The sequence below is a fragment of the Kitasatospora sp. NPDC091276 genome, from assembly GCF_040684355.1.
Classification (GTDB): domain Bacteria; phylum Actinomycetota; class Actinomycetes; order Streptomycetales; family Streptomycetaceae; genus Kitasatospora.
The window spans coordinates 102622-127988 of record NZ_JBFBFU010000024.1 but is presented as its reverse complement, the minus strand read 5'-3'; the positions used below and the strand labels follow the sequence as shown (position 1 = coordinate 127988).

The following is a 25367-nucleotide window of genomic DNA, read 5'->3' as shown; positions in this document are numbered from 1 at the left end:
TAATCTCTCCCTACCCACGGGCCTACCCGCGGGTAGGGCGGCCCCCACCGCCCCGGACCGCGCCGACCCCGGTCGGCCACGGAGCAGGAGGCGGCGCCATGCCCCAGGCCAGTACCGCGACCCCCACCCGGTGGACCAACTGGGCCGGGAACCAGAGCGCCCGGCCCGCCCGGGCCGCCACCCCCGGCACCGCGGAGGAACTGGCCAAGGAGATCCTGCGCGCCGCCGAACAGGGCCGCACCGTCAAGGCCGTCGGCTCCGGCCACTCCTTCACCTCGATCGCCTCCGCCGGCGACGGCGTCCTGCTCCGCCCGCACGCGCTCACCGCCGTCCGCGAGATCGACCGCGAGGCCGGCACCATCACCGTCGAGTCCGGCCTCCCGCTCGCCCGGCTCAACCGGATCCTCGCCGCCGAGGGCCTCTCCCTCACCAACATGGGCGACATCGAGGTGCAGACCGTGGCCGGCGCCACCAGCACCGGCACCCACGGCACCGGCCGCGACTCCGGCTCGCTCGCCGCCCAGATCCGCGCCCTGGAGATCGTCCTCGCCGACGGCAGCGTCCGGCGCTGCTCCCCCACCGAGCACCCCCGGCTCTTCCAGGGCGCCCGGCTCGGCCTCGGCGCCCTCGGCGTGATCACCGCGCTGACCTTCGCCGTCGAGCCGGCCTTCCTGCTCACCGCGCACGAGCAGCCGATGGCCTTCGACGAGGTGCTGGAACGGCTGGACGACCTCACCGCGGTCAACGAGCACTTCGAGTTCTACTGGTTCCCGCACACCGACCGCTGCGCCACCAAGCGCAACAACCGCAGCCAGGGCCCGGCCGCCCCGCTGCCCCGGCTCAAGGAGTGGCTGGAGGACGACTTCCTCTCCAACACCGTCTGGGAGGGCGCCTGCCGGGTCGGGCGGCGCTTCCCCGCCAGCATCCCCGCCATCGCCTCGCTGGCCAGCCGCGCCTGGTCCGACCGCAGCTACACCGACACGGCGCACCGGGTGTTCACCAGCCCGCGCAAGGTGCGCTTCGTGGAGATGGAGTACGCGGTGCCGCGCGCGGCCGTCGCCGGAGTGCTGCGCGAGCTGAAGACCCTGGTCGAGCGCTCCGACTGGAAGGTCGGCTTCCCGGTGGAGGTGCGCTTCGCCCCCGCCGACGACCTCTGGCTCTCCACCGCCTCCGGCCGGGACAGCGCCTACATCGCCGTCCACCTCTACCGGGGCACCGCCGACCAGGGCTACTTCACCGGCGTCGAGCAGCTGATGTGCGCCCACCAGGGCCGCCCGCACTGGGGCAAGCTGCACACCCGGGACGCCGAGTACCTGTCCGGCGCCTACCCGCACTTCGGCGACTTCACCGCCCTGCGCGACGAGGTCGACCCGCAGCGCGTGTTCGGCAACGACTACCTGCGCCGGGTCCTCGGCGCCTGATCACGGGGTGGCGCCCTGGGTCGGCGCCGCGGGCTGCGGCGGGGCCACGGAGGCGGGGGCGTTGCTCGGCACCGGCGGCTGCGGGCTCGCCCCGCCGGAGGTGCCGGAGGGCTTCCCGCCGTCCGCGGTCGGCGACGAACCGGCCGACGGCGTCGCGCTCGGGCCCGCCGAGGGCGAGGCCGTACCTCCGCCGTGCTCACCGGCCCCACCGCTCGGGCCCGCGCTCGGGCCGGTGCTCGGCTCCCGGCTCGGCCGCGTCGTCGGCGGGGCCGAGGCACCGCCGGACGGCGAGGGCTCCGAGCCACGCCCGCCGCCGGTGGAGGGCCGCTCCGTCGGCGGCGTCTCCCGCGGGGTGGAGGACTTCGGGCTCACCGCGCCGCCGAAGGAGGTGCCGTTGCCCGACTCGCCCTTCACCGTCGCCGACACCGGCTGCCCGGTGGCCAGTTCGAACGCCAGGATCGGCGTCATCGCCACCACGAACACCAGCCCCGACACCGCCGCGTAGGTCTTCCAGGTCCACCGCCGACGCGCCCGGACCACCTGCGGCTCGTTCCACTCCGAGGAGATCGCCGACGGCACCGGCTCCACCGGACGCTCCGGCACCTGGCGCAGCCCGTTCGCGGCGTGGCCGGGCCCCCGCTCCACCACCGCCTCGCGCAGCTGCTCGCCGGTGCGCCGGAAGACGTGCTGGAACACCGCGCCGCCGGTGGTGGCCCCGACACTGACCACCGCCGCACCCAGGATCGTTCCGTACACGCCGAGTTCGGAGGCGAGCAGCGCCCCCACCACCGTGGCCAGCGCACTCGCCGCGACCTGAGCCACGCTCAGATCGATCCGCTTGCGCTCCTTCTTGCCGCCCTCCTCGGCGGGGCTCCGCTCCGGCATCAACATCCCTCGGTCCGTACGACTGTTCCTCGAACAAGTCACTCCATCTTGCCCAAAGAAGGACACAAGGGACGAAAATGCGGTTCTCCGGCCCCGATATATGTGAAGATGATCACCGTTCACCCGCCGGTGGTCCGCCGTTGGGGGCATGCGCTCTTGAGATTCCCGTGAATCGCGGGAGACTTGAGCGGCGAGCCGCCCCTTCGGATGCCACGAATGGAGTACTGTTCGTAAAGCCTGAGCCTTGGGTCGACTTGTCGACTGCGCCCACACCGGCAGCTTGACGAAGAGCCACGGAACAGGCACGCACGGCGACGCCCGTCCCGGACCGTCGCGAACACTCCGCGTGCGAGGACGGCCGGGGCACCCAGGCGCGACGTCGACGGATGGCGTGGCAAAAAGGCAACCGTGCCACAGCGGCGTGACCGGGCGTACGCCCGACACGCCGGGGAACTCAGCAAGGTTGTGGCCAGTCGCGAGCGGGCAGGCCACACTCAGTACGGGAGCAGCGACGCAGGTGACGTCGGCAGGCACCACCCGGGAGGTAACCGTGCCCGAACTGCGGGTTGTGGCCGTCAGCAACGACGGCACACGGCTGGTGCTCAAGGCTGCCGACAGCACGGAGTACACCCTTCCCATCGACGAGCGGCTGCGCGCCGCCATCCGTGGGGATCGTCCGCGCCTCGGCCAGATCGAGATCGAGGTCGAGAGCCATCTGCGGCCCCGGGACATCCAGGCCCGGATACGAGCCGGTGCCTCCGCCGAGGAGGTCGCCCAGGCCGCCGGCATCTCCGTCGACCGGGTCCGCCGCTTCGAGGGTCCGGTCCTCGCCGAGCGCGCCTTCATGGCCGAACGCGCCCGAAAGACCGCCATCCGCCGCAACGGCGAATCCACCGGGCCCCAGCTCGGCGAGGCCGTCGCCGAGCGGCTCGCGCTGCGCGGCGCCGAGAAGGACACCGAACGCTGGGACTCCTGGCGGCGCGACGACGGCACCTGGGAGGTCATCCTCGCCTACCGTGCCGACGACGAGGGCCGCAGCGCCTCCTGGACGTACGACCCGCCCCGGCGCCTGGTCCAGCCCAACGACGACGAGGCCCGCGCGCTGATCGGCGAGAACGTCGAGCGCGAGGAGGACTCGGTCTTCCCGTTCATCCCGCGGATCGCCCGGCTCCCCCAGGACCGGCCGCCCCGCCCGATGATCGACCGGCCCTCCGCCGACCGCATCATGTCCGCCCGCGAAGTCCGCGAGTCCCGCGAGGCCACCGCCGAGTCCAGGGACTCCCTGACCAGCCTGCTCGACGTGGTCCCCGCCTTCCGCGGCGACCTCGCCGTCGGCCCCGCCCCGATCGAACCGGTGCCCGCGGAGGTCGCCGAGGAGAACGAGGAGGCTGCCGCGGCCGCCGCACCGGCGGTCGGCGCGGGCTCGGCCTACGCCGACATCCTGATGCCGCGGGCCGTCGCCCCGCACCGCGAACGACTGGTCGGCACCACCGACCGCCAGGCCGAGGCGGACGGCGTCCGGCCCGGCCGCCGGGCCACCGTGCCCAGCTGGGACGAGATCGTCTTCGGCAGCCGGCGCAAGAAGCAGGAGTAGCAGCCCTGACGTCAGGGGCGGGAGGCTCGGCCTCCCGCCCCTGACGTATGCCCCGGCTCAGCCCGGCTGGTCGGTCACCGCCACCGGGCGGGCCTCGTCGCTCGACCACTCGCTCCAAGACCCCGGGTACAGCGTGGCCGGCAGGCCCGCCACCTCCAGCGCCAGGATCTGGTGCGCCGCCGTCACCCCCGATCCGCAGTACACCGCCGTCTCCCGCTCACCCGCGCCCAGCGCGCGGAACCGCTCCGCCAGTTCCGCGGCCGACCTGAACCGCCCGTCGGCCGCCACGTTCTCGGCCGTCGGCGCCGACACCGCACCCGGGATGTGCCCGGCGCGCGGGTCCACCGGCTCGCTCTCGCCCCGGTAGCGGTCCCCCGCCCGGGCGTCCAGCAGCAGCGCACCGCGCGCCCAGGCCGCCGCACCGTCCGCGTCCACCACGGGCAACTGCCCCGGGACCGGCTTGAAATGACCCTCCGCCGGCGCCGGGACCTCCGCCGTCACCGGCAGTCCGGCCGCCGACCAGGCCGCGTACCCGCCGTCCAGCACCCGGACGTCCCGGTGCCCGGCCCAGCGCAGCAGCCACCAGGCGCGGGCCGCCGCCAGCGAGGCCGCGCCGTCGTACACCACCACCGGGCGGTCGGAGTCCACCCCCAGGCGGCGCATCGCCGCGCCGAACTCCTCCGGGTCCGGCAGCGGGTGGCGGCCGCCCCGGCCTGGGGCGCCCGGCGGGGCCGCGAGGTCCCGGTCCAGGTCGACGAAGCGGGCGCCGGGCAGGTGCCCGGCCCGGTACTCCTCGACGGCGGTCGGGCCGGACTGCGCGGCACCGACCAGCCGGTAGCGCACGTCCAACAGCACCGGCGGGAGCGCGGAGGCGAGCGCCTGCGCCAGCCCGGCCGCGGAGATCAGCGGGGAACCGTCGTTGTAGGTGGTCATGGCGGCCATTGTCGCGCAGCGCCGCCACCCCGCCGCTCTTTGTGCGGTCTTTGCCGGAATTTCCGCGCGGCCCGAGGGTTCGACGCGCGCCAGAGTGGAAGCATCACCCTCGCGCGCGAGGATTTCCGTGCGCCAACCACCCGTTGCGCCAACCACCCATGAGGGGGCCCGCATTGCCTGCGGTGGAACTCCGACTGGCCCAGGGCACCCCCTGCTGGGTCAGTCTGCTGACCGACGACCTGGCCGGCGCCCGCGCGTTCTACGCCGACCTGCTCGGCTGGACCTACACCCCGGGCCCCGGCCAGCTCGGCGCCTACGTCCGCGCCGAACTCGACGGGGCGCCGGTCGCCGGCCTCGGCGTCTCCACCGCCACCGGCTTCCCGGTGCAGTGGACCAGCTACTTCGCCGTCGACGACGCCGACCACACCGCCCAACTGGTGCGCGCCTGCGGCGGAACCGTGGCCGTCGGGCCGCTCCAGGCCGAACGCGCCGGGCGGATGGCCATCGCCGCCGACGTCTCCGGCGCCGTCTTCGGCCTCTGGCAGGGCGAGGAGCACACCGGCCGGGAGACCGGACCCGAACCCGGCGGACCGGCCTGGACCGAACTGCTCACCCCCGACACCGACGGCGCCGTCGCCTTCTACACCGCGGTACTCGACCGCCCCGTCCGGCACGCCGACGACGAGTCCACGCTACTCGTGCACGGGCGACCGGTCGCCGGCATCCGGCACCGCGCCGAACTGCGCGGCCATCCGCCCCGCTGGCGGGTCCACTTCGCCGTCCGCGACGCCGACGCCACCGCCCGGCACGCCGTCGGACTCGGCGGCCGCGTCCTGGTCGAACCGCACGACACCGCCCGCGGCCGCGCCGCCCGGCTGTCCGACCCGCAGGGCGGGCACTTCTCGGTGCTGGAACTCCGTTAGCGCGCCCGGCAGCAGGACTCAGACCTGCTGCTCGAAGGGCAGCACGTCCGGCGAGAGCACCGAGGCCCGGGCCGTCGCGGCGGTCAGCCGGCGGCGGTGGTGCCGGCGGCAGAGCACCTCGTACCCGACCTCGTCCTCGTTCACCGAGATGTCGCCGACCACCACCTGGGCGCCCTCGACCACCATCACCCCGCCCACCGTCCGGGCGTTGTGCGTCGCCCGCGCACCGCACCAGCACAGCGCCTCGACCTGGAGCACCTCCACCCGGTCCGCCAGCTCGATCAGCCGCTGGGAGCCGGGGAACAACCGGGTGCGGAAATCCGTGGTGATCCCGAACGTGTAGGCGTCGATGTCGAGTTCGTCCACCACCCGGGCCAACTGGTCGACCTGCTCGGCGGCGAAGAACTGCGCCTCGTCGCAGATCAGGTAGTCCACCCGGCCGCCCGCCGAGAGCCGGTGCACCACGTACGCGTGGAAGTCGAAGTCGTCCGTCACCTCGACCGCGTCCGCCCGCAGGCCCAGCCGGCTGGAGATGGTCGCCGCACCGGCGCGGTCGTGGCGGGTCAGGATGAGGCCCTGCCGGCCGCGGGCGGAGTGGTTGTGGTCCATCTGCAGCGCCAGCGTCGACTTGCCGCAGTCCATCGTGCCCGAGAAGAACACCAGTTCAGCCATGGGTGGAGCAAAGGCCTTTCACATCAGGGGAGTTCGGGCACAGAAGAGTCAAGGACCCGGCTCAGCCGCGAACTTCGAGCAGCGGCACGAACTGCTCGACCGGGGTCATCGAACCGTGCAGACCGATCATCGCGGACTCGCCCGGCTCGTTGCGGGAGGCCGTGATCGCGATGTCGTCCCGCGCCGCGGCCACCACGTCGCCGATCCGCCCGTACACCCGCTCGTCCACGGCCGGACCGAACCAGCCCGCCGCGATCGCCTGGTCCCGGGTGGCCACCCACATCCGGTCACCCAGCACCTCGCTCCAGACCGCGAACACGTCGGCCGCCGCACCGGGCACCGCGTACACGTGCCGGGCCCGGCCCTCGCCGCCCAGCAGGGCCACGCCGGCGCCCAGCTCCCAGTCCTCGTCGAAGTCGATCCGGTCCTCCGGCGCGATGTCGATCATGCCGTGGTCAGCGGTCACGTACATCGCCGAACGCGGCGGCAGCCGCTCGGCCAGCCGGCGGGCCAGCCGGTCCACCGCGTCCAGGGTCATCCGCCACTCGTCCGAGTCCACCCCGAAGCGGTGGCCCGCACCGTCCAGCTCGCTGACGTACGTGTAGACCAGCGCCCGGTCGTGCTCGGCCAGCCAGGAGGCCGCCAGGTCCATCCGCTCCTCGCCCGTGGTCCGGCCCAGGAAGGTGCCGCCGGACAGCGCCACCCTGGTCAGCGGCGTCTGCGAGAACAACGGGGAGGACACCTGCGCGGTCGCCACCCCGGCGGCGTCCGTCCGCTCGAAGACCGTCGGGTACGGCTGCCAGACGTGCGGGTCGGTGTGCGGCTGCCAGCGCAGCTGGTTCATCAGATAACCGGCGCCCGGCACCGCGACCGTGTACCCGGCCAGGCCGTGCAGCCCCGGCGGCGTGCCGGTGCCGACCGAGGCCAGCGAAGTCGCCGTGGTCGACGGGAAACCAGCGGTCAGCGGGCGGCCCGAACCACCCATCGAACTCCCGGCCAGCGAGGACAGGAACGGCGCGTACTCCGGGTGCCGCAGCAGCAGCTCCCAGCCCAGGCCGTCCACCAGGAACACCACCACCCGGTCCGCCGGGGCGATCGGCAGGGTCGCGGTGAAGCCCGGGACGCCCAGGCCCGCCGCCACCGAGGGCAACAGGTCGCAGAGCGAACCACTGCCGTACGGGGGCGCGGGAGCCGCGGCCGGGTCGAGGATCTCGAAGGCGTCGAAGCCGCCGGAGGGTGCGAAGGACATGAAACCGGATTCGTAGCAGTCGAAGGCGGCGGCGCTCAGACCCGCGGGCCGTTGCTGATCGTCGCGTCGGAGAGGGCGCGGGCGAACACCAGCGCCTGGGCCACCGTCTCCGGGCCGTCACCGGCCTCGCTCACCCGCAGTGAGAGATCGTCAGCCGTCGCCGAACCGGTGTAGCCGTGGTCAGCCTCGCAGTTCGGGTCCGAACAGCCCGCGGGCTCCAGGTCCAGCCGTTGCACCGCACCCCAGCCGATCGTCAGCACCACCTCGCGCGGCAGCGTCCCCGGCGTGTACGTCTCCGGGTTCGCGACCATCCGGCTCAGCACGACCGAGCCGATCCGGTCCAGCCGGACACTCTCCGTCGACGTCGTCGCGAACGGCACCGCCGGGCTGCCCGCGTCCCCCGACTGCTCATCGGTGTGGCTCACCACGAACCGCGTCGGAGTCAGCACCAGCACCGTCACGTGCCGACGCACCTCGTTGGCGTCGAAGGTCGTCTCCTGGTGCACCAGGTAGGAGCTGATCGGCTCCGGGCCCACCGCGGCCTCGACCGCCTCGGACACCAGGGCCGGGTAGTAACCGCTGCGCTCGATCGCCGAGCGCAGGTCCTGAGTGCTGGTGGTACCGGTCTTCGCCATAACTCCATCCTGGCATGGTCCGCCGACGAAGCGGGCGGCACGGCGCCGAGCTTCGGACAACAGCGCCCACAGGCAGGCGCAACCAAGGAAGGTTACAGGGTGCTCATCGCGCGCGGGCCCAGATCGCTGCGGACGGGCAGCGGCGCGATCCGCACCCGCGCCCCCAGGATCGCCAGCCCGTACGGGGCCACGACCACCGGTTCGAGATCCACCGAGGCGATCTCCGGCACGTCGTCCACCAACTGCGACACCCGCAGCAGCAACTCCTCCAGCGCGTCGGTGTCCACCGCCTCCGCGCCCCGCCAACCGAACAGCAGGGGCGCCGCGCGCACCTCCCGGACCAGCCCGGCCACCTCCTGGTCGGTCGCCGGGACCAACCGGTGCGCCACATCGCCCAGCAGCTCGGCGGGCGCCCCGGCCAGGCCGAACGACAGGATCGCGCCGACCGCCGGATCCACCGTGGCACCGATCACGGTGTCCACCCCGCGCGGCGCCATCCGCTGCACCACCAGCTCCGCCTGCGCCGCACCGCCCAGCAGCGCGTCCAGCTCGCGGTGCGCCCGGCGCAGCCCGGGCTCGCCGGTCAGATCCAGCCGCACGCTGCCCAGGTCCGGGCGGTGGCGCAGATGCGGGGCGGTGGCCTTCAACGCCACCGGGTAGCCGAGCGTCGCCGCGGCCCGCACGGCCGCGTCCTCGTCCGGGGCCGGCAGCGCGGGGAATACGTCGATGCCGTAGCGGGCCAGCAGCTCGCGGGCCCCGGCGTCCGGCAGGGTGATCCGGGCGCCGCCCGGCTGCGTCCGCGCGGCAATCGCCGTCCGGGTGCTCAACGCCGCCTCGACCAGCGCGCGGGCGCCCGGCTCGTCGATCCGGTCCAGCTCGGGCACCCGGGCCGTCTCCTCCGCCTCGGCCGTCCGGCGCCGCCACTGCGCGTAGTGCACCGCGTGCGCCAGCGCCCGCACCGCCCGCTCCGGCGCCGCGAACGCCGGCACGCCCCCCGGGCGCAGCCGGACCGGCAGATCGGTCAACGCCAGATGGGCGAGCACCAGCGGCTTGCCCAACTCCCTTGCCCTTCGGCTGGCTTCGAGCAGTGCGTCGGCGATCTCCGGATCGTCCGAACCCATCTCCGGATCGTCCGGGCCGGTCAGCCGGCCGCCCATGAAGGCGTGCGCGGACGTGCCGATCGGCGGGATCGCCACCGCGATCACCGCGTCCACCGCCGGATCGGCCAGCGCCACGTCCAGCGCGATCCGGAAGTTCTCGCCCGTCGCGGCCGTGGTCAGGTCCACCGGGGTGCGCGGCCGCAGGCCCGCGCTCAGGCAGGCGTCGTAGGTCAGCAGGCCCAGCGAGTCCGAGTTGCCGACCACCGCGACCCGGTCCCCCGGCGGCAGCGGCTGCAGGGCCAGCAGCTCCCCGGTGTCGTACAGCTCGGTGATCGTCTCCACCCTGATCACGCCCGCCTGCTCGAACAGCGCGTCCACCGTCGCGTCGCGCAGCCCCGTCGCGGTCGCCGGCACCGCGTGGCCCGGCGGCAGGCTGCCGGTGTGCCGGGCGCCCTTCACCACCACGACCGGCTTCACCGCGGCCAGCCGGCGCGCGATCCGGGTGAACTTGCGCGGGTTGCCGAAGGACTCCAGGTAGAGCAGCACCACCTCGGTGGCCTCGTCCTCCGCCCAGTACTGCAGGAAGTCGTTCCCGGAGACGTCCGACCGGTTGCCCACCGAGGCGAAGGAGGACACCCCCAGGCCCCTGCGGTGCGCCGACTCCAGCAGGGCCACCCCGATCGCACCGGACTGGCAGAAGATCCCGAACCCGCCCCGGCCCGGCAGCTGCGGAGCCAGCGAGGCGTTCAACGGGCGGTCCGGATCGGTGTTGATCAGGCCGAAGGCGTTCGGGCCGATCACCCGCATCCCCGCCGCCCGCGCCTGGCGCACCAGCGTGCGCTGCCGGTCCCGGCCCTCCGGACCGGTCTCCGCGTACCCGGCGGTCACCACCACCAGGCCCTGCACCCCGTGCGCACCGCACTCGGCGACCGCCGCCGGGACGGCCCCCTCCGGGACGGCGATCACCGCGAGATCCACCGGCCCCGGAATGTCCAGAACCGAACGGTGCACCGGGACGCCGTCCAGCTCGGTGCCCGGCGGGGCGTTGCGGTTCACCGCGTACACCGGGCGCGTGTCGTCGGCACTGCCCAGCAGGTCCCGCAGGATCGCCCGGCCCACCGTCTGCGGATTGCGCGACACCCCGATCACCGCCACCGACCGCGGGGTCAGCAGCCGCTGCACCGACTTCGCCTCCGCCCGGTGCTCGCGCGCCCGCATCACCGCCAGCGAACGATCCGTCTGCTCAAGATCGAACTCCAGGTGCACCACACCGTCGGTGAAACTGCGGCGCTGCGTGTAGCCGGCATCGGTGAAGACCTTCACCATCTTCCGGTTCTCCGGCAGCACCTCCGCCTGGAACCGGCGGATCCCGCGCTCCTGCGCCACCGCCGCGATGTGCTCCAGCAGCGCCGACGCCACCCCGCGGCCCTGATGGGCGTCCTGCACCAGGAACGCCACCTCGGCGTCCGTCCCGGCCTCGGACGGACGGCCCTGCGCGTCGATCCGGTCGTAGCGGACGGTCGCGATGAAACGGTCCCGGACCACCACCGCCAGCGCCACCCGGTCCACGAAGTCGTGGTGGGTGAAACGGCGGACGTCCTTCTCCGACAACCGGGGGTAGGGGGCGAAGAAACGGAAGTACTTGGACTGGTCCGACACCTGTGCGTAGAACTCCACCAGACGCTCCGAGTCCTCCGGCGTGATCGGCCGGATGCGGGCCGTACCGCCGTCCCGCAGCAGGATGTCGGCCTCCCAGTGCTGGGGGTAATCCGGTCCGGATTCCCGCCGGTCACCGGGGTCCTGCTCGGGCTGCGCCACTGCGGAGTCGTCCACATTCGTCAGGTTATCCGGCAGCGAGTCGAATGGCGCCGGGTGCACACTGGCTGCAGGGTGGGCAGGGCCGCCGGCCGGGCCTTATGCCCCGAAAAGAAACAATCACAAGTCCCGAACGCAGCGGCTCGCAGGGACCGCCTGCGTGCAACACTGGTCTAGACAACATGGCCGCTTCCCCGAGCACGGCCGTAACCAGCTTCACCGGAAAGGCACGTCTCATGGCTGAGCGCCGCGTCACCATCGGTTGGGCCGAGGGCCTGCACGCCCGTCCCGCCTCCGTCTTCGTCCGGGCCGTCACGGCCACCGGCGTGCCGATCACCATCGCCAAGCCCGGCGGCAACCCCGTCAACGCCGCCTCCATGCTCGGCCTGCTCGCCCTCGGCGCCCAGGGCGGCGACGAGGTCGTCCTCGCCTCCGACGCCGAGAACGCCGACGACGCGCTCGACCGCCTCGCCAAGCTCGTCCAGGAAGGCCTCGACGAGCTCCCGGCCGCGGCCTGAGCCGACTCGACCGACCCGACAGGGGTGCCGCCACGGTGTGGCGGCACCCCTGTCGACGTTGATCAGCCCTTGACGCAGACGACCTGCTTGAGGTGGGCGACCACCTCGACGAGGTCCTTCTGCTGCTCGATGACCTTTTCGATGGACTTGTAGGCGCCCGGGATCTCGTCCACGACACCGCTGTCCTTGCGGCACTCCACACCCTTGGTCTGCTCCACCAGGTCCTGCGTGGAGAACCGCTTCTTCGCGGCGCTACGGCTCATCTTGCGGCCGGCGCCGTGCGAGGCCGAGTTGAACGCCGCCTCGTTGCCGAGACCGCGGACGATGTAGGAGCCGGTGCCCATGGACCCCGGGATGATCCCGTAGTCGCCCGTGCCGGCCCTGATCGCGCCCTTGCGGGTCACGAGCAGGTCGACACCGTCGTACGTCTCCTCCGCCACGTAGTTGTGGTGGCAGCTGATGACCTCGTCGAAGGCGACCTTCGCCTTGGTGAACTCGCGACGGACAACGTCCTGGAACAGCGCCATCATCACCGCGCGATTGTTCTTGGCGTACTCCTGGGCCCAGAAGAGGTCCTGCCGGTAAGCAGCCATCTGCGGGGTCTCCGCGATGAAGACCGCGAGGTCCCGGTCGATCAGGCCCTGGTTGTGAGGAAGAGACCGTGCCACCTCCATGTGGTGCTCGGCTAGTTCCTTGCCGATATTGCGCGATCCAGAATGCAACATCAACCAAACAAAACCGGTCCCATCTAGGCACACTTCCGAAAAGTGGTTGCCGCGCCCGAGCGTTCCTATCTGCTGCATGGCCCGCTCACGCCGCCAATGCACCGCCGGAGCGACCCTCTCAAAGCGCTGCCAGAAGTCGTCCCAGCCCGCCGTCTGGAGGCCGTGCAGCTTGGTCGGGTCGACGGGGTCGGTGTGGAGGCCGCGGCCGACCGGGATGGCCTGCTCGATCTTGGAGCGGAGGCGGGACAGGTCATCGGGGAGGTCCTCGGCGGTGAGGGAGGTCTTCACCGCGCTCATTCCGCAGCCGATGTCGACACCGACCGCCGCCGGGCAGACGGCGCCCTTCATGGCGATGACGGAGCCGACGGTCGCGCCCTTGCCCAGGTGGACGTCGGGCATCACGGCGAGGCCGTGCAGCCAGGGCAGGGAGCTGATGTTGCGCAGCTGCTGCAGGGCCTGGCCCTCGACGGTGGCCGGGTCGGTCCACATCCGGATCGGGACCCGGATTCCGGGCACCTCGGTGTACGTCATGGTCGAACGACCTCCAGCGGTCGGGTGGTTCGGGGAAGGGGGTGCCGCGCGAAGAAGCCCGGTGCGGCTCGGGGAAGTTCGGGGGTGGGGCTCAGGCGCCCTGGGCACAGGGGGAGGACGGCCTCGGGGAGCGTCGGCGTATGGCTCGCTCGACCCGCATGGTGACCGCCTCCCTTCGTTCGCCGTCGTTCGTCGTCGTTCGTCCGTGTGTGCCGGGGATATCTATCCACGGAACGCCGCTGGCCCGCAACGGATTTAACAACGCGACGGCCCGGCGGAGCGGGTGCTCCACCGGGCCGTACGGGAAACGCCGGGTCAGCTGACGACGGTGACCTCGCCGATGCCGAGGGCCCGCACGTCGTCGGCGATGACGGCGGCGTCGCCGACCAGCACGGTGACCAGGCGGTCCGGCGGGAAGGCGGCGACGACGGCCTCGGTGGCTGCGGCGGTGGGCAGTTCGGCGAGCTGCCGGTAGACCTCGGCCTGGTAGTCGTCCGCGAGGTACTGCTCGACCTGGTCGGCCAGGGTGCCGGCGACCGAGCCCGCGGTCTCGTACTTCAGCGGTGCGACGCCGACCAGGAACTGCACGGCCTCGTCGCGCTCGGCGTCGGTGAGGCCCTCGGCGGCGAGGGTGCGCAGGATGGTCCAGGTGTCGGCGATCGCCGGGGCGGTGGAGGCGGTGTCCACCGAGCCGCTGATGGCGAGCAGCGAGCGGCCGCTGCCGTCGGCGGCGGAGCGCAGCGGCTGGGCGAAGGAGCGGACGCCGTAGGTGTAGCCCTTCTCCTCGCGCAGGACGCGGTCGAGGCGGGAGGTGAGGGTGCCGCCGAGGCAGTAGGTGCCGAGGATCTGGGCGGCCCAGACGGGGTCGTGGCGGTCGGGGCCGATGCGGCCGATGAGGAGTTGGGTCTGGACGGAGCCGGGGCGGTCGACGATGACGACGCGGCCGCGGTCGTCGGCGGTGACGGGGGCGTGGGCGGAGGGTTCGGCGGTGTTGCCGGTCCAGGTGCCGAGGGTGCTCTCCAGGAGGGCGGGCAGGTCGGTGCCGGTGAGGTCGCCGACCACGACGACGGTGGCGGTGGCGGGGCGCACGTGGGCGTCGTAGAAGGCCTTGACGGCGGCCCGGTCGATGGCCTTGACCGTGTCGGCGGTGCCGCTGCGGGGCCGGGAGAGGCGGTCGGCGCCGTCGAAGAGCTCGGCGTAGAGGGCCTTGGCGGCGCGCCGGGCGGGGTTGGCCTGCTCGTGGACGATCTCGTCGAGGCGGTTGGCGACGAGGCGCTCGATCTCGTCCTCGGGGAGGGCGGGGGCGCGCAGGGCGTCGGCGAGCAACGAGAGGCCGCGCTGCAGGCGGGAGGCGGGGACCTCCAGGGAGACGCGGATGCAGGGGTGGTCGGCGTGGGCGTCGAGGGTGGCGCCGGCGCGTTCGAGTTCGGCGGCGTACTCCTCGGCGGTGAGGGTGTCGGTGCCTTCGCTGAGGGCGCGGGCGAGGATGGCGGCGATGCCGTCGAGGCCGTCGGGTTCGGCGGCGAGCGGGGCGTCGAGGAGGACCTCGACGGCGACGAGCTGCTGGCCGGGCCGGTGGCAGTGCAGGACGGTGATGCCGTTGCCGAGGGCGGCGCGCTCGGGGGCGGGGAAGGCCCAGGGGCCGGGGGTGCCGGGCTCGGGCTGGGGGTGGAACGTCATGGCGGGGACGTAGTCGGTGCTCATGCGGCGGCACCCTCCTCATCGGTGGCGGCGGGGGCGTCGGTGTCGTCGGCCGTGGTGGGCTCGTAGACGAGGACGGCCCGGTTGTCGGGGTGGAGCCGGGCCTTGGCGACGGCCTGGACCTCCTCGGCGGTGATGTCGAGGACCTTGGGGAGGGCGTCGTTGAGGAGCTTGGGGTCACCGAACAGGACGGCGTAGCGGCAGAGTTCGTCGGCGCGGCCGGCGACGGTGGTGAGCCGGTCGAGCCATTCGCGCTCGATCTGGGCCTGGGCCCGTTCGAGTTCCTCGGGGGTGGGGCCTTCGGCGGCGAAGCGGGCGAGTTCCTCGTCGACGGCGGCGTCGATCTGCTCGATGGTGGCGTCGCCGGAGGTCTTGACGTCGAGCCAGCCGAGGCTGGGGGCGCCGGCGAGGCGGAGCAGGCCGAAGCCGGCGGCGACGGCGGTGCGGTCGCGGCGGACGAGCCGGTTGTAGAGGCGGCTGGACTCGCCGCTGCCGAGGATGGTGAGGGCGAGGTCGGCGGCGTCGGCGTCGCGGGTGCCGTCGTGCGGGAGGCGGTAGGCGGCCATCAGGGCGCGGGAGGGGACGTCCTCGCGGACGTGCTCGCGCAGTTCGCTGCCGATGGTGTCGGGGAGTTCGCCGGAGCGCGGCGGCTGCTTGCCGTCGTGGGCGGGGATGCTGCCGAAGTACTTCTCGACCCAGGCGATGGTCTGCTCGGGGTCGATGTCGCCGACGACGGTGAGAACGGCGTTGTTGGGCGCGTAGTAGGTGCGGAAGAACGCGCGGGCGTCGTCGAGGGTGGCGGCGTCGAGGTCGGCCATGGAGCCGATCGGGGTGTGGTGGTACGGGTGGCCGTCGGGGAACGAGAGCGCGGTGAGCTTCTCGAAGGCGGTGCCGTAGGGGACGTTGTCGTAGCGCTGGCGGCGCTCGTTCTTGACGACGTCGCGCTGGTTCTCCATGGACGTCTCGTCGAGGGCGGCGAGCAGCGAGCCCATGCGGTCGGCCTCCAGCCAGAGGGCGAGCTCCAGCTGGTGGGCGGGCATGGTCTCGAAGTAGTTGGTGCGCTCGAAGCTGGTGGTGCCGTTGAGCGAGCCGCCGGCGCCCTGGACGAGCTCGAAGTGCCCGTTGTTGGAGACGTTGGCGGAGCCCTGGAACATGAGGTGCTCGAAGAGGTGGGCGAGGCCGGTGCGGCCCTTGACCTCGTGGCGGGAGCCCACGTCGTACCAGAGGCAGACCGCGGCGACCGGGGTGAGGTGGTCCTCGGAGAGGACGACGCGCAGGCCGTTGGCCAGGCGGTGCTCGGTGATGGCGATGGCAGCGCCATGTCCTCCGGTGGAGGCGGATGCGGGGGCCGGGTTGGCCATGCGCTCGGGTCCTTCCCGTCGTCGATGTCGGGGTTCGTGTGGCGTCCCCCATTGTGGTGCAACGCGCGGGGGGCGTGTTCGTGTCCCGCGCAGACAGGGCGTTCGCCAGGGGCGGAAGAGGGGCGCTGGCCGGGAGTGTCGGCGCGAGGGTCCACAATGGGGGCGCCGAGCCCTGTTGACGAGGGTCGGCGGATGGACGTCAGAGACTGACCGAGACACAGCAAGCGAGACGTAAGGGAGCCCCGCCGCGATGGCCCGCCGCAGTTCGCAGACCCCGCCGCCCGGAGACTTCGAGGAGCGGATCCTCGATGTCGACGTCGTGGACGAGATGCAGGGCTCCTTCCTGGAGTACGCCTACTCGGTGATCTACTCGCGTGCGCTTCCGGACGCGCGGGACGGTCTGAAGCCGGTGCACCGCCGGATCCTGTACCAGGCCAACGAGATGGGCCTGCGGCCGGACCGCGCACACGTGAAGTGCGCCCGTGTGGTGGGCGAGGTGATGGGCCGGCTGCACCCGCACGGTGACGCGTCGATCTACGACTCGGTCGTCCGGATGGCGCAGCCGTTCTCGATGCGGCTGCCGCTGATCGACGGGCACGGGAACTTCGGTTCGCTGGGCAACGACGACCCGCCGGCGGCGATGCGCTACACGGAGTCGCGGCTGACGGCGGCGTCGATGGCGATGGTGGAGTCGATCCACGAGGACACCGTCGACTTCGGTCCGAACTACGACGGCAGCGAGCAGGAGCCGTTGGCGCTGCCGGCGGCGTTCCCGAACCTGCTGGTGAACGGCGCGACGGGCATCGCGGTCGGCATGGCGACGAACATGCCGCCGCACAACCTGTCCGAGGTGGTGGCGGCGGCCCGGCACCTGATCAAGCACCCGACCGCGGACCTGGACACGCTGATGCGGTTCGTGCCCGGTCCGGACCTGCCGACGGGCGGGCGGATCGTGGGCCTGTCGGGGATCCGGGACGCGTACGAGTCGGGCCGCGGCACGTTCAAGATCCGGGCGACCACGACGGTGGAGGCGGTGACGGCGCGCCGCAAGGGCATCGTGGTGACCGAGCTGCCGTACAACGTCGGCCCGGAGAAGGTCATTTCGAAGATCAAGGACCTGGTCAACGCGAAGAAGCTGCAGGGCATCGCGGACGTCAAGGACCTGACCGACCGCGAGCACGGGCTGCGGCTGGTGATCGAGGTGAAGAACGGCTTCGTGCCGGAGGCGCTGCTGGAGCAGTTGTACAAGCTGACGCCGATGGAGGAGACCTTCGGCATCAACAACGTGGCGTTGGTGGACGGCCAGCCGCTGACGCTGGGACTGAAGGAGCTGCTGGAGGTCTACGTCGACCACCGGTTCACCGTGGTGCGGCGACGCAGCGACTTCCGCCGGCGCAAGCGGGAGGAGCGGCTGCACCTGGTCGACGGTCTGCTGGTCGCGCTGCTCGACATCGACGAGGTCATCGCGATCATCCGGTCGAGTGACAACGCGGGGCAGGCGAAGGAGCGCCTGATGGAGCGCTTCTCGCTGTCGGAGACGCAGACGGCGTACATCCTGGACACTCCGCTGCGGCGGCTGACCCGGTTCGACCGGGTGGAGCTGGAGCAGGAGAAGGCGAAGCTGAACGCGGAGATCGCGGAGCTGACCGAGATCCTGGACTCGGACTCCCGGCTGCGCAGCGTGGTGTCGTCCGAACTCGGCGCGGTGGCGAAGCAGTTCGGGACGGAGCGGCGGACGGTGCTGCTGGAGGCGGGGGCGGCGCCGTCGGCGGCGCTGTCGGTGCCGCTGGAGGTGGCGGACGACCCGTGCCGGGTGCTGCTGTCGTCGACGGGCCTGCTGGCGCGGACGGCGGACGGGGAGCCGTTCGAGCTGTCGGAGAAGCGGTCGAAGCACGATGTGATCGTGTCGGCGGTGCCGGCGACGGCGCGGGCGGACGTGGGTGTGGTGACGTCGGCGGGCCGGGTGCTGCGGCTGCCGGTGATCGATCTGCCGGCGCTGCCGCCGACGCCGTCGCCGACGCTGGCCGGCGGGGCGGCGGTGGGCGAGTTCCTGCGGTTGGAGGCCGGGGAACGGGCGCTGGCGTTGACCACGCTGGACGAGTCCTCGCCGGGGCTGGCGCTGGGCACGGCGCAGGGCGTGGTGAAGCGGGTGGTGCCGGAGTGGCCGGCGAACAAGGACGAGTTCGAGGTGATCGCCCTCAAGGAGGGTGACGAGCTGGTGGGCGCGGTCGAACTGCGCACCGGCGAGGAGGACTTGGTCTTCATCGCTTCGGACGCGCAGCTGCTGCGCTACCCGGCGGGGCAGGTGCGCCCGCAGGGCCGTCCGGCGGGCGGCATGGCGGGGATCAAGCTCTCCGACGGGGCGCGGGTGCTGTCGTTCACGGCGGTGGATCCGGCCTCGGACGCGGTGGTGGTCTCGGTGGCGGGGGCGTCGGGGACGCTGAGCGGCGAGGAGCAGACGTCGTGGAAGGTGACGCCGTTCGAGCAGTACCCGCGCAAGGGCCGGGCGACGGGCGGTGTGCGCTGCCAGCGGTTCCTGCGCGGCGAGGACGGTCTGACGTTCGCCTGGGCGGGCGTGGCCCCGGCCCGGGCGGCGTCCGACAAGGGCGCGCCGGTGGACCTGCCGGAGCGCGACCCGCGCCGTGACGGTTCGGGCACGCCGGTGACGGCTCCGATCGCGGTGGTGGCCGGCCCGGCGTAGGGCGCGGGCGTGGTGGAGGAGGGGTGCCGGAGCCGTCCGGCGCCCCTCCTTCGTCGTTCCGGGGCGCGGCGGGTGCCGAGGGTAGCCTTACCCGGGTGAGCACCTGTGCGACGCTGTCGCGTGAACTGTCGGAGCCGCTGACCGCCACCGCCGCGGTGGCGACCACCTGGCTGCTGGTGGAGCAGAACGGGCCGTGGGGCGCGAAGGCGCTCGGGGAGAGCCACCTGGACCCGGCGACGGGGCGGGCGCTGGACGCGGCCGCGGCGGGCACCGGGGTGCGGGTGGCGCTGATCCGGCGGCCGGGGCGGCACGCGGACTGCCTGCCGACGGCGCGGCACGAGGTGGTCGTGGCGCACACGGTGCCGGGTCGCGGCTGGGTGCGCCGGGCGGAGGTGGCCGATCCGGCGGAGCTGCTGGAGCTGGACTTCGCGGCGCTGGGCGTCGGTGACCACGGCGGTTTCGGGGTGGAGCACGTCGGCGGCCCGTTGGCGCTGGTGTGCACCAACGGGCGGCGGGACCGCTGTTGCGCGCTGCTGGGCCGCCCGTTGGCGGCGGAGCTGGCGGCGGCCGGGCACAGCGAGGTGTGGGAGGTGACGCACCTGGGCGGGCACCGCTTCTCCCCCACGATGCTGGTGCTGCCGTACGGCTACGCGTACGGGCGGCTGACGGCGGAGGCGGCCAAGGAGGTGCTGGCGGCGACGGCGGCCGGGCACATGGTGCCGGCCTGGTCGCGGGGCTGTTCGGGCTGGGAGCGTCCGGGTCAGGCTGCCGAGCACGCGGTGCGGTTGGCGACCGGGGAGACCGGGGTGGACGCGCTGACGCTGGCCCAGCGGCCGGACGGCGCGGGCCGTTGGCTGGTCTCGGTGCTGCACCAGGACGGCCGGGCCTGGGAGGTGGACGTGATCGAGGCGGTGAGCGAGCCGGCGCGTCCGGAGAGCTGCGGCAAGGCGGCGGGGACGCCGTCGCGGATGGACGTGCTCTCGGTGCGGGGTCGGTAGCGGGGCGGAAGCGCGCCGGCAGGGCCTTCAGCAGGTCGGGAGCGCGCGGGCGGCCCCGCGCCCGTGGGGGTGAGCGCGGGACCGGAGCGCGTGGGCGGCCCCGCGCCCGCTGTCCACGGAGGTGCGCGGGGCCGTCACGTCGGGTGTCGGCTCAGCCGGTGACGGCCTTGCCGACGAACTCGGTGGTGTAGGTGCGGGAGAGGTCGATGGTGCCCTCCTTGCCCTTGACGTCCGGGTGGAAGGCGGCGAGCACGGCGAGGACGGTCTTGGGGCCGTCGGCCGGCATCACGCCGTCGGTGGTGAACATCGGCAGGGTCGCCTTGATCGCGGCCGCGTACTGCTCGGCGCCGCCCTGCGCGTAGTCGGCGGGCATCTTCGCGGCGATCTCCTCGGGGCTGTGCGTGGACATCCACTTGAGGGTCTTGACGAAGGCGTTGGCGAGCTTCTGGGTGGTGTCCTTGTTCTTCTCCACCCAGTCGGTGTTCATGTAGAGCGAGGACGACGGGTAGAGGCCGCCGAGGGCCTCGCGGGAGCCCTCGGGTGTGCGCATGTCGTAGAGGATCTTGCCGAGGCCCTTGTCGAGGACGTTGGCGACGGTCGGGTCGGTGGTCATCCCGCCGTCGATGCTGCCCTGTTGGAGCGCGGCGATGAAGGTCTGGCCGGCTCCGACCGCGATCGGGCTGAACTCGCTGACGGCGGTGCCGTTCTTGACGGCGAGGTACTTGGTGAGGAAGTCGGTGGAGGAACCGATGCTGGTGACGCCGAGCTTCTTGCCCTTGAAGTCCGCGCCGGACCTGATGGCGTCGGCCTGCTTGGTGGAGACGAGTTCGACCTCGCCGGGGGCCTGGGAGAACTGCACCACGGACTCGACGATCTTGCCCTTGGCCTGGAGGTCGATGGTGTGGTCGTAGAAGCCGACGGCGCCCTGGACGTCGCCGGCGAGCAGCGCGGTGGTGGCGTTGACGCCGGCGGGCTCGCTCATCAACTCGACGTTGACGCCCGCGTCGGCGAAGAAGCCGAGCCGCTGGGTGAGCATCGCGGGCAGGTAGATGACCTTGTCCAGGCCACCGACCATGATCTTGACCTTCGGCCCGTCGACCTGCCGGCCGGCCGGGGCGGCGGCGCCGTGGGTGGTCGTGGCGGCGTCGTTGGCGCAGGCGGAGAGCGGGAGGAGCAGGACGGCGGCGAGGGCGGCCGCGGCGGGTCTGCCGATCGGGTTCGGGCGCATGGGTGGGGGTGCCTCTCTCTGCGAGGGGGGTTCAGCGGCACAGGTGGTTCAGCGAAGCGGGGGGTTCGCGACGCAGGGGGTGGGGTTCAGCGGCGCAGGTGGTTCAGCGACGCAGAGGGGTTCAGCGGCCGTCGCCCGTGTCTGCGGGCTTCCAGCGGAACAGCTTCGTCTCGGCGAAGGTCAGCAGCCCCTCGGTGAGCAGCGCCACGACGGCGAGGATGGTCATGGCGGCGTACACGCCGGCCGCGTTGAAGGTGCCCTGGGCGGCGGCGACGAGCAGGCCGAGGCCCTTGGTGGCGCCGATGTACTCGCCGACGATGGCCCCGATCAGGGCGAAGCCGAAGCTGACGTGCAGGCTGGTGAAGATCCAGGTGGTGGCGGCGGGGATGACCACCTGGAGGGTGACCTTGCGGCCGTCGGCGCCGAGGATGCGGGCGTTGGAGACGAGGTTGCGGTCCACCTCGCGGGCGCCCTGGAAGGCGTTGAAGAACACCGGGAAGAACACCAGGACGACGGCGGAGGCGACCTTGGAGGCCGGGCCGAGGCCGAACCAGATCAGGAAGATCGGGGCGAGCACGATCCGCGGGATGGCGTTGAGCACCTTGATGTAGGGCCCGAACACGTCGGCCAGGAAGCGGACCCGGCCGAGCGCGATGCCGAGCAGCACACCGCAGATGACGCCGATCACCCAGCCGGTGAGGGCCTCGTAGAGGGTGTAGCCGATCTGTTCGCCGAGCGAGCCCTGCGCGGTGCCGTGGGTGATCCACTGCCAGATCTGGTCCCAGATCCTCGACGGCTGCGAGAAGTTGAACGGGTCGATGACGTCGGTGCGGGCGCAGACCTCCCACAGTCCGAGGAAGGCGACCAGGACCGCGACCCGGGCCCCGTAGACGGTCAACCTCCGGTTGCGGGCGGCCCGTTCGCGGGCCTCGGTACGGCTGGCGGGGGTGGCCGCCGGGGGCTTGTCGGCGACGGCCGACGCGGTCTCAAGCGGCACGACCCGCTCCTCTCTCCCGGGTGATGCGCACCTCTTCGCCGAGCGAGGCCCAGATCTCGCGGTACAGCTCGACGAACCTCGGTTCCAGCCGGACGGCCTCCACGGTGCGCGGTCGCGGCAGGTCGACGGTGAAGATCTCCTTGACGGTGGCCGGTCCGGCCGTCATGACGACGACCCGGTCGGCGAGCGCGATGGCCTCGTCCAGGTCGTGGGTGACGAAGACGACCGACGCGGCGTTCCCGGAGGACCTGGTCCCGGCCCACAGCTCCAGCAGCTGGTCGGACATCAGGGCGCGGGTCTGCACGTCCAGCGCCGAGAACGGCTCGTCCATCAGCAGGATGTCCGGGTCGTTGACGAAGGTCTGGGCGAGCGCGACGCGCTTGCGCATGCCGCCGGACAGCTGGTGCGGGTAGCGGTCCTCGAAGGCGGCGAGGCCGACGCGGCCCAGCCAGTCCCGGGCCCGTTCCCTGGCCTCGGCGGTGGGCACGCCGCGGAAGCGCGGCCCGGCCATCACGTTGGACAGGACGGTGCGCCAGGGGAAGACGGCGTCCTGCTGGAAGACGAAACCGACCTTGGGGTGGATTCCGCGGACCGGCTCGCCGTCCACCCGGACCTCGCCCTCGGTGGGCTCCTCCAGGCCGCTGACCAGGGTCAGCGTGGTGGACTTGCCGCAGCCGGTGGGCCCGACGACGGCGACGAACTCGCCTTGGGCGACGGTCAGATCGAGATCACGGACGGCGGTGTGCAGGGCCCCGGACGGGGTGCGGAACCGTTTCGTCGCGCCAGTCAGCTCGATCGCCGGGGTTGTGCTCATTCGATCCTCCCGGGTCTGTGCTTGCCCCGGAAAGGTAGGAGCGGGCCGGGCCCGGGCGGGAGCCTTCTCGGCGTACTGCGGTTTCTCCGCGTTGAGGGGTGTTCTGCTCCTTTTGCTTCCGCTACAACTGCGGGGACGCGGCTGACAGAAACACGCCGGAAACGTAGGGTGTCCCGACCCTGACGTACCCGCCCCCACAGCCGCCGAGAGGAGGCCCGGATGAAGCTGCCCCGCTGGCCCCGCCGGGTCTTCGCGCAACTGCTGCTGAGCCAGACCGTCGTCACCGTCGGTGTCACCACCGTGACCGCCGGCCTGTTCCTGGCCCCGGTCAGCAGCGAGCTGGACCACGACGCGATGCAGCGGGCGCTGTCGATCGCCCAGGCCACCGCCACCGACGAGGCGATCGCCCGCGCCGCCGACGCCCGGGACTCGGCGACCGCGCAGCGCAACGCCGAGCAGATCCGGCTGGCCACCGGCGCGAGCTTCGTGGTGGTCACCGACCTGGACGGGATCCGGCTCTCGCACACCGACCCGGAGCGGATCGGCCACCGGGTCAGCACCGATCCGGAGCCGGCGCTCAGCGGGCTCAGCGTCACCGCGATGCAGCAGGGCACGCTGGGCCGCACCGCGCGCGGCAAGGTGCCGCTGCGGGTCGCGGACGGCCGGATCGTCGGCGAGGTGTCGGTCGGCATCAGCGACGACTCGATCCGCCGCCGGCTGCTGAAGATGCTCACCGGGATCCTGCTGTGCGCGGGCGCGGGCCTGGCCGCGGGGACGGTCGCCACGCTGGCGCTGGCCCGGCGGCTGAAGCGCCGCACCCACAACATCGCGCTGGCCGACATCTCGGCGCTGCTGGTGGAGCGGGAGGCGATGCTGCACGGCATCCGCGAGGGCATGGTGGCGCTGGACGAGCGCGGCCGGATCCGGCTGGCCAACGACGAGGCGGTGCGGCTGCTCGGCCTGCCGGAGGACTGCACCGGGCGGCCGATCCACGCGGTGCTGCCGCCGGGCCGGCTGGCGGACGTGCTGACCGGGCGGATCACCGGCGCCGACCTGCCGGCGGTCCGGGACGACCGGGTGCTGGTGGTCAACCGGATGGGCACGGCCGAGGGCGGCGCGGTCGTGACGCTCCGCGACCGGACCGAACTGGAGTCGCTGGTCCGCGAGTTGGACACCACGCGCAGCCTGACCGAGGCACTGCGCGCCCAGGACCACGAGCACGCCAACCGGATGCACACCCTGCTGGGCCTGCTGGAGCTGGGCCGCCACGAGCAGGCGGTGGCGTTCATCTCGGAGCAGTCCGGTTCGCACGCGGTGGTCGCGGCGCGGATCGCCGAGCAGGTGCAGGATCCGCACGTCGCGGCGCTGCTGGCGGGCAAGACGGCGGTGGCGGGCGAGCGCGGGGTGCGGCTGGCGCTGGCCCCGGCGGCGCACCTGCCGGACGCGGTGGTGGACGCGCGGGCGCTGGTGACGGTGCTCGGCAATCTGATCGACAACGCGGTGGACGCGCTCGCGGCGGGTGGGGGCGGCCGGCTGGAGGTGACGCTGGCGGCGGCCGGCTCCACGCTGCTGCTCCAGGTCGCGGACAGCGGCCCGGGCGTGCCGGAGGAGCTGCGCGAGCAGGTCTTCGAGGAGGGGTGGACCAGCAAGGACGCGCCCGCGCACCGTCCGCGCGGGCTGGGGCTGGCGATGGTGCGGCGGCTGGTCGAACGGACCGGCGGCCGGATCGTGCTCGACGCGGGACCGCTCGGCGGCGCCCGGTTCACGGTCGAGCTGCCCGAGGCCCTGCTCACCCCTCAGCTCGTGGAGGCCTGATGATCGACGTACTCGTGGTGGACGACGACTTCCGGGTCGCGGACGTGCACGCCGCGTACGTGGCCAAGGTGCCGGGCTTCCGGGTGACCGGCACCGCGCACTCGGCCGGGGAGGCGCTGGCCGCGCTGGAGCGCCGCCCGGTGGACCTGCTGCTGCTCGACCACCACCTGCCGGACGAGACCGGCCTGGCGCTGGTGCGCCGGTTGCGGGAGCGGCAGGTGGCCTGCGACGTGATGATGGTGACGGCCGCCCGGGACGTGTCGACGGTGCACGCCGCGATGCAGCACGGCGCGCTGCAGTACCTGGTCAAGCCGTTCACCTTCGCCGGCCTGCGGGACAAGCTGGTCGCGTACGCGCAGCTGCGGCACGCGCTGGCCGGACCGGCGGCCCGGGAGGCCGGCCAGGACGAGGTGGACCGGCTGTTCGCCACCCTGCGCAGCGCCGCCGCCCCGGCCGGCCCGCTGCCGAAGGGGCACTCGGCGCCCACCACCGACCTGGTGCTGGGGGTGCTGCGCCAGGCGGGCCGCCCGCTGTCCGCGCAGGAGGTCGCGGACGCCACCGGGCTCAGCCGCTCGACGGCGCAGCGCTACCTCAAGCAGCTGGAGCGGGACAGCCGGCTGCGGCTGACCCTGCGCTACGGCGACACCGGCCGCCCCGAGCACCGCTACGGCCTGGCGGTCCGGGCCTGACACCGCGCCCGGACGTGGGGGAACCCCGGCGGCCCCAGGCCCGCCGGGGTTCCCCGGGGCGC

20 protein-coding genes are annotated in these 25367 nt (G+C 73.0%); 8 read left to right on the top strand and 12 right to left on the bottom strand.

Annotated features, from left to right (window positions below):
• Positions 1-98 precede the first annotated feature (98 nt).
• Entirely contained in the window at positions 99-1421 is a 1323-nt protein-coding gene (locus AB0O19_RS27550; RefSeq protein ID WP_363623264.1) for a D-arabinono-1,4-lactone oxidase, read from the top strand.
• Here the strand turns inward: AB0O19_RS27550 and AB0O19_RS27545 are convergent, their stop codons facing one another.
• Entirely contained in the window at positions 1422-2306 is an 885-nt protein-coding gene (locus tag AB0O19_RS27545) for a hypothetical protein (protein WP_363623262.1), read from the bottom strand.
• A gap of 517 nt (positions 2307-2823) precedes the next feature.
• Between AB0O19_RS27545 and sepH the strand changes: the two genes are divergently transcribed.
• Positions 2824-3900, top strand: a complete 1077-nt coding sequence (sepH, locus tag AB0O19_RS27540) for a septation protein SepH (protein ID WP_363623260.1) — start codon at positions 2824-2826, stop codon at positions 3898-3900.
• A 57-nt stretch (positions 3901-3957) separates the two neighbouring features.
• Here the strand turns inward: sepH and AB0O19_RS27535 are convergent, their stop codons facing one another.
• Positions 3958-4833 carry a sulfurtransferase gene (locus AB0O19_RS27535; RefSeq protein WP_363623258.1) on the bottom strand — a complete coding sequence of 292 codons (876 nt, stop codon included), beginning with the start codon at positions 4831-4833 and terminating at the stop codon, positions 3958-3960.
• Between the two features lie 182 nt (positions 4834-5015).
• Between AB0O19_RS27535 and AB0O19_RS27530 the strand changes: the two genes are divergently transcribed.
• Positions 5016-5756 (top strand): VOC family protein, encoded by a 741-nt coding sequence (locus tag AB0O19_RS27530; RefSeq protein ID WP_363623256.1) that lies wholly within the window; start codon positions 5016-5018, stop codon positions 5754-5756.
• 18 nt (positions 5757-5774) lie between these two features.
• On the opposite strand, the gene AB0O19_RS27525 is transcribed toward AB0O19_RS27530, so the two are convergent.
• The 4 genes from AB0O19_RS27525 to AB0O19_RS27510 all read right to left on the bottom strand — a co-directional run bounded on the left by AB0O19_RS27525 (position 5775) and on the right by AB0O19_RS27510 (position 11230).
• On the bottom strand, positions 5775-6428 hold the full coding sequence (locus AB0O19_RS27525; RefSeq protein ID WP_063349376.1) for a thymidine kinase: 654 nt from the start codon (positions 6426-6428) through the stop codon (positions 5775-5777).
• Positions 6429-6489: 61 nt separating this feature from the next.
• On the bottom strand, positions 6490-7677 hold the full coding sequence (locus AB0O19_RS27520; protein WP_363623254.1) for a nucleotide pyrophosphatase/phosphodiesterase family protein: 1188 nt from the start codon (positions 7675-7677) through the stop codon (positions 6490-6492).
• Positions 7678-7712: 35 nt separating this feature from the next.
• The gene (locus tag AB0O19_RS27515; protein ID WP_063349374.1) at positions 7713-8312 is read right to left on the bottom strand and encodes a DUF5998 family protein; all 600 of its coding nucleotides are present in this window, start codon (positions 8310-8312) and stop codon (positions 7713-7715) included.
• A gap of 92 nt (positions 8313-8404) precedes the next feature.
• Entirely contained in the window at positions 8405-11230 is a 2826-nt protein-coding gene (locus AB0O19_RS27510; RefSeq protein ID WP_363623288.1) for a GNAT family N-acetyltransferase, read from the bottom strand.
• Positions 11231-11463: 233 nt separating this feature from the next.
• On the opposite strand from AB0O19_RS27510, the gene AB0O19_RS27505 reads away from it, so the two are divergent.
• The gene (locus AB0O19_RS27505; RefSeq protein WP_360258304.1) at positions 11464-11745 is read left to right on the top strand and encodes an HPr family phosphocarrier protein; all 282 of its coding nucleotides are present in this window, start codon (positions 11464-11466) and stop codon (positions 11743-11745) included.
• A gap of 62 nt (positions 11746-11807) precedes the next feature.
• Here AB0O19_RS27505 and AB0O19_RS27500 read toward each other — a convergent pair whose 3' ends face one another.
• The 3 genes from AB0O19_RS27500 to AB0O19_RS27490 form a co-directional block, all read right to left on the bottom strand.
• Positions 11808-13001 carry an RtcB family protein gene (locus AB0O19_RS27500; protein WP_363623252.1) on the bottom strand — a complete coding sequence of 398 codons (1194 nt, stop codon included), beginning with the start codon at positions 12999-13001 and terminating at the stop codon, positions 11808-11810.
• Positions 13002-13316: 315 nt separating this feature from the next.
• Positions 13317-14681, bottom strand: coding sequence for a pitrilysin family protein (locus AB0O19_RS27495; RefSeq protein ID WP_363623286.1), 1365 nt, complete (start codon positions 14679-14681; stop codon positions 13317-13319).
• 20 nt (positions 14682-14701) lie between these two features.
• Positions 14702-16063 carry a pitrilysin family protein gene (locus AB0O19_RS27490; RefSeq protein WP_363584489.1) on the bottom strand — a complete coding sequence of 454 codons (1362 nt, stop codon included), beginning with the start codon at positions 16061-16063 and terminating at the stop codon, positions 14702-14704.
• Positions 16064-16313: 250 nt separating this feature from the next.
• Between AB0O19_RS27490 and AB0O19_RS27485 the strand changes: the two genes are divergently transcribed.
• Complete coding sequence (locus tag AB0O19_RS27485) at positions 16314-18764, top strand: DNA topoisomerase IV subunit A (RefSeq protein ID WP_363584491.1); 2451 nt, start codon at positions 16314-16316, stop codon at positions 18762-18764.
• Between the two features lie 95 nt (positions 18765-18859).
• Complete coding sequence (locus AB0O19_RS27480) at positions 18860-19762, top strand: sucrase ferredoxin (RefSeq protein ID WP_363584493.1); 903 nt, start codon at positions 18860-18862, stop codon at positions 19760-19762.
• Positions 19763-19913: 151 nt separating this feature from the next.
• Here AB0O19_RS27480 and AB0O19_RS27475 read toward each other — a convergent pair whose 3' ends face one another.
• The 3 genes from AB0O19_RS27475 to AB0O19_RS27465 form a co-directional block, all read right to left on the bottom strand.
• Positions 19914-20990 (bottom strand): ABC transporter substrate-binding protein, encoded by a 1077-nt coding sequence (locus tag AB0O19_RS27475; RefSeq protein ID WP_350880086.1) that lies wholly within the window; start codon positions 20988-20990, stop codon positions 19914-19916.
• Between the two features lie 121 nt (positions 20991-21111).
• Positions 21112-21987, bottom strand: coding sequence for an ABC transporter permease (locus tag AB0O19_RS27470; RefSeq protein ID WP_363584495.1), 876 nt, complete (start codon positions 21985-21987; stop codon positions 21112-21114).
• Positions 21977-22801 (bottom strand): ABC transporter ATP-binding protein, encoded by an 825-nt coding sequence (locus tag AB0O19_RS27465; protein WP_063349366.1) that lies wholly within the window; start codon positions 22799-22801, stop codon positions 21977-21979. Before AB0O19_RS27465 ends, AB0O19_RS27470 begins: the two co-directional genes overlap by 11 nt.
• A 219-nt stretch (positions 22802-23020) precedes the next feature.
• Here AB0O19_RS27465 and AB0O19_RS27460 point away from each other — a divergent pair, with 219 nt between their 5' ends.
• Together AB0O19_RS27460 and AB0O19_RS27455 are read left to right on the top strand one after the other, a co-directional pair.
• The gene (locus AB0O19_RS27460) at positions 23021-24616 is read left to right on the top strand and encodes a sensor histidine kinase (protein ID WP_363623250.1); all 1596 of its coding nucleotides are present in this window, start codon (positions 23021-23023) and stop codon (positions 24614-24616) included.
• Complete coding sequence (locus tag AB0O19_RS27455; protein ID WP_063349364.1) at positions 24616-25305, top strand: response regulator; 690 nt, start codon at positions 24616-24618, stop codon at positions 25303-25305. Before AB0O19_RS27460 ends, AB0O19_RS27455 begins: the two co-directional genes overlap by 1 nt.
• The last annotated feature ends 62 nt before the right edge of the window (positions 25306-25367 follow it).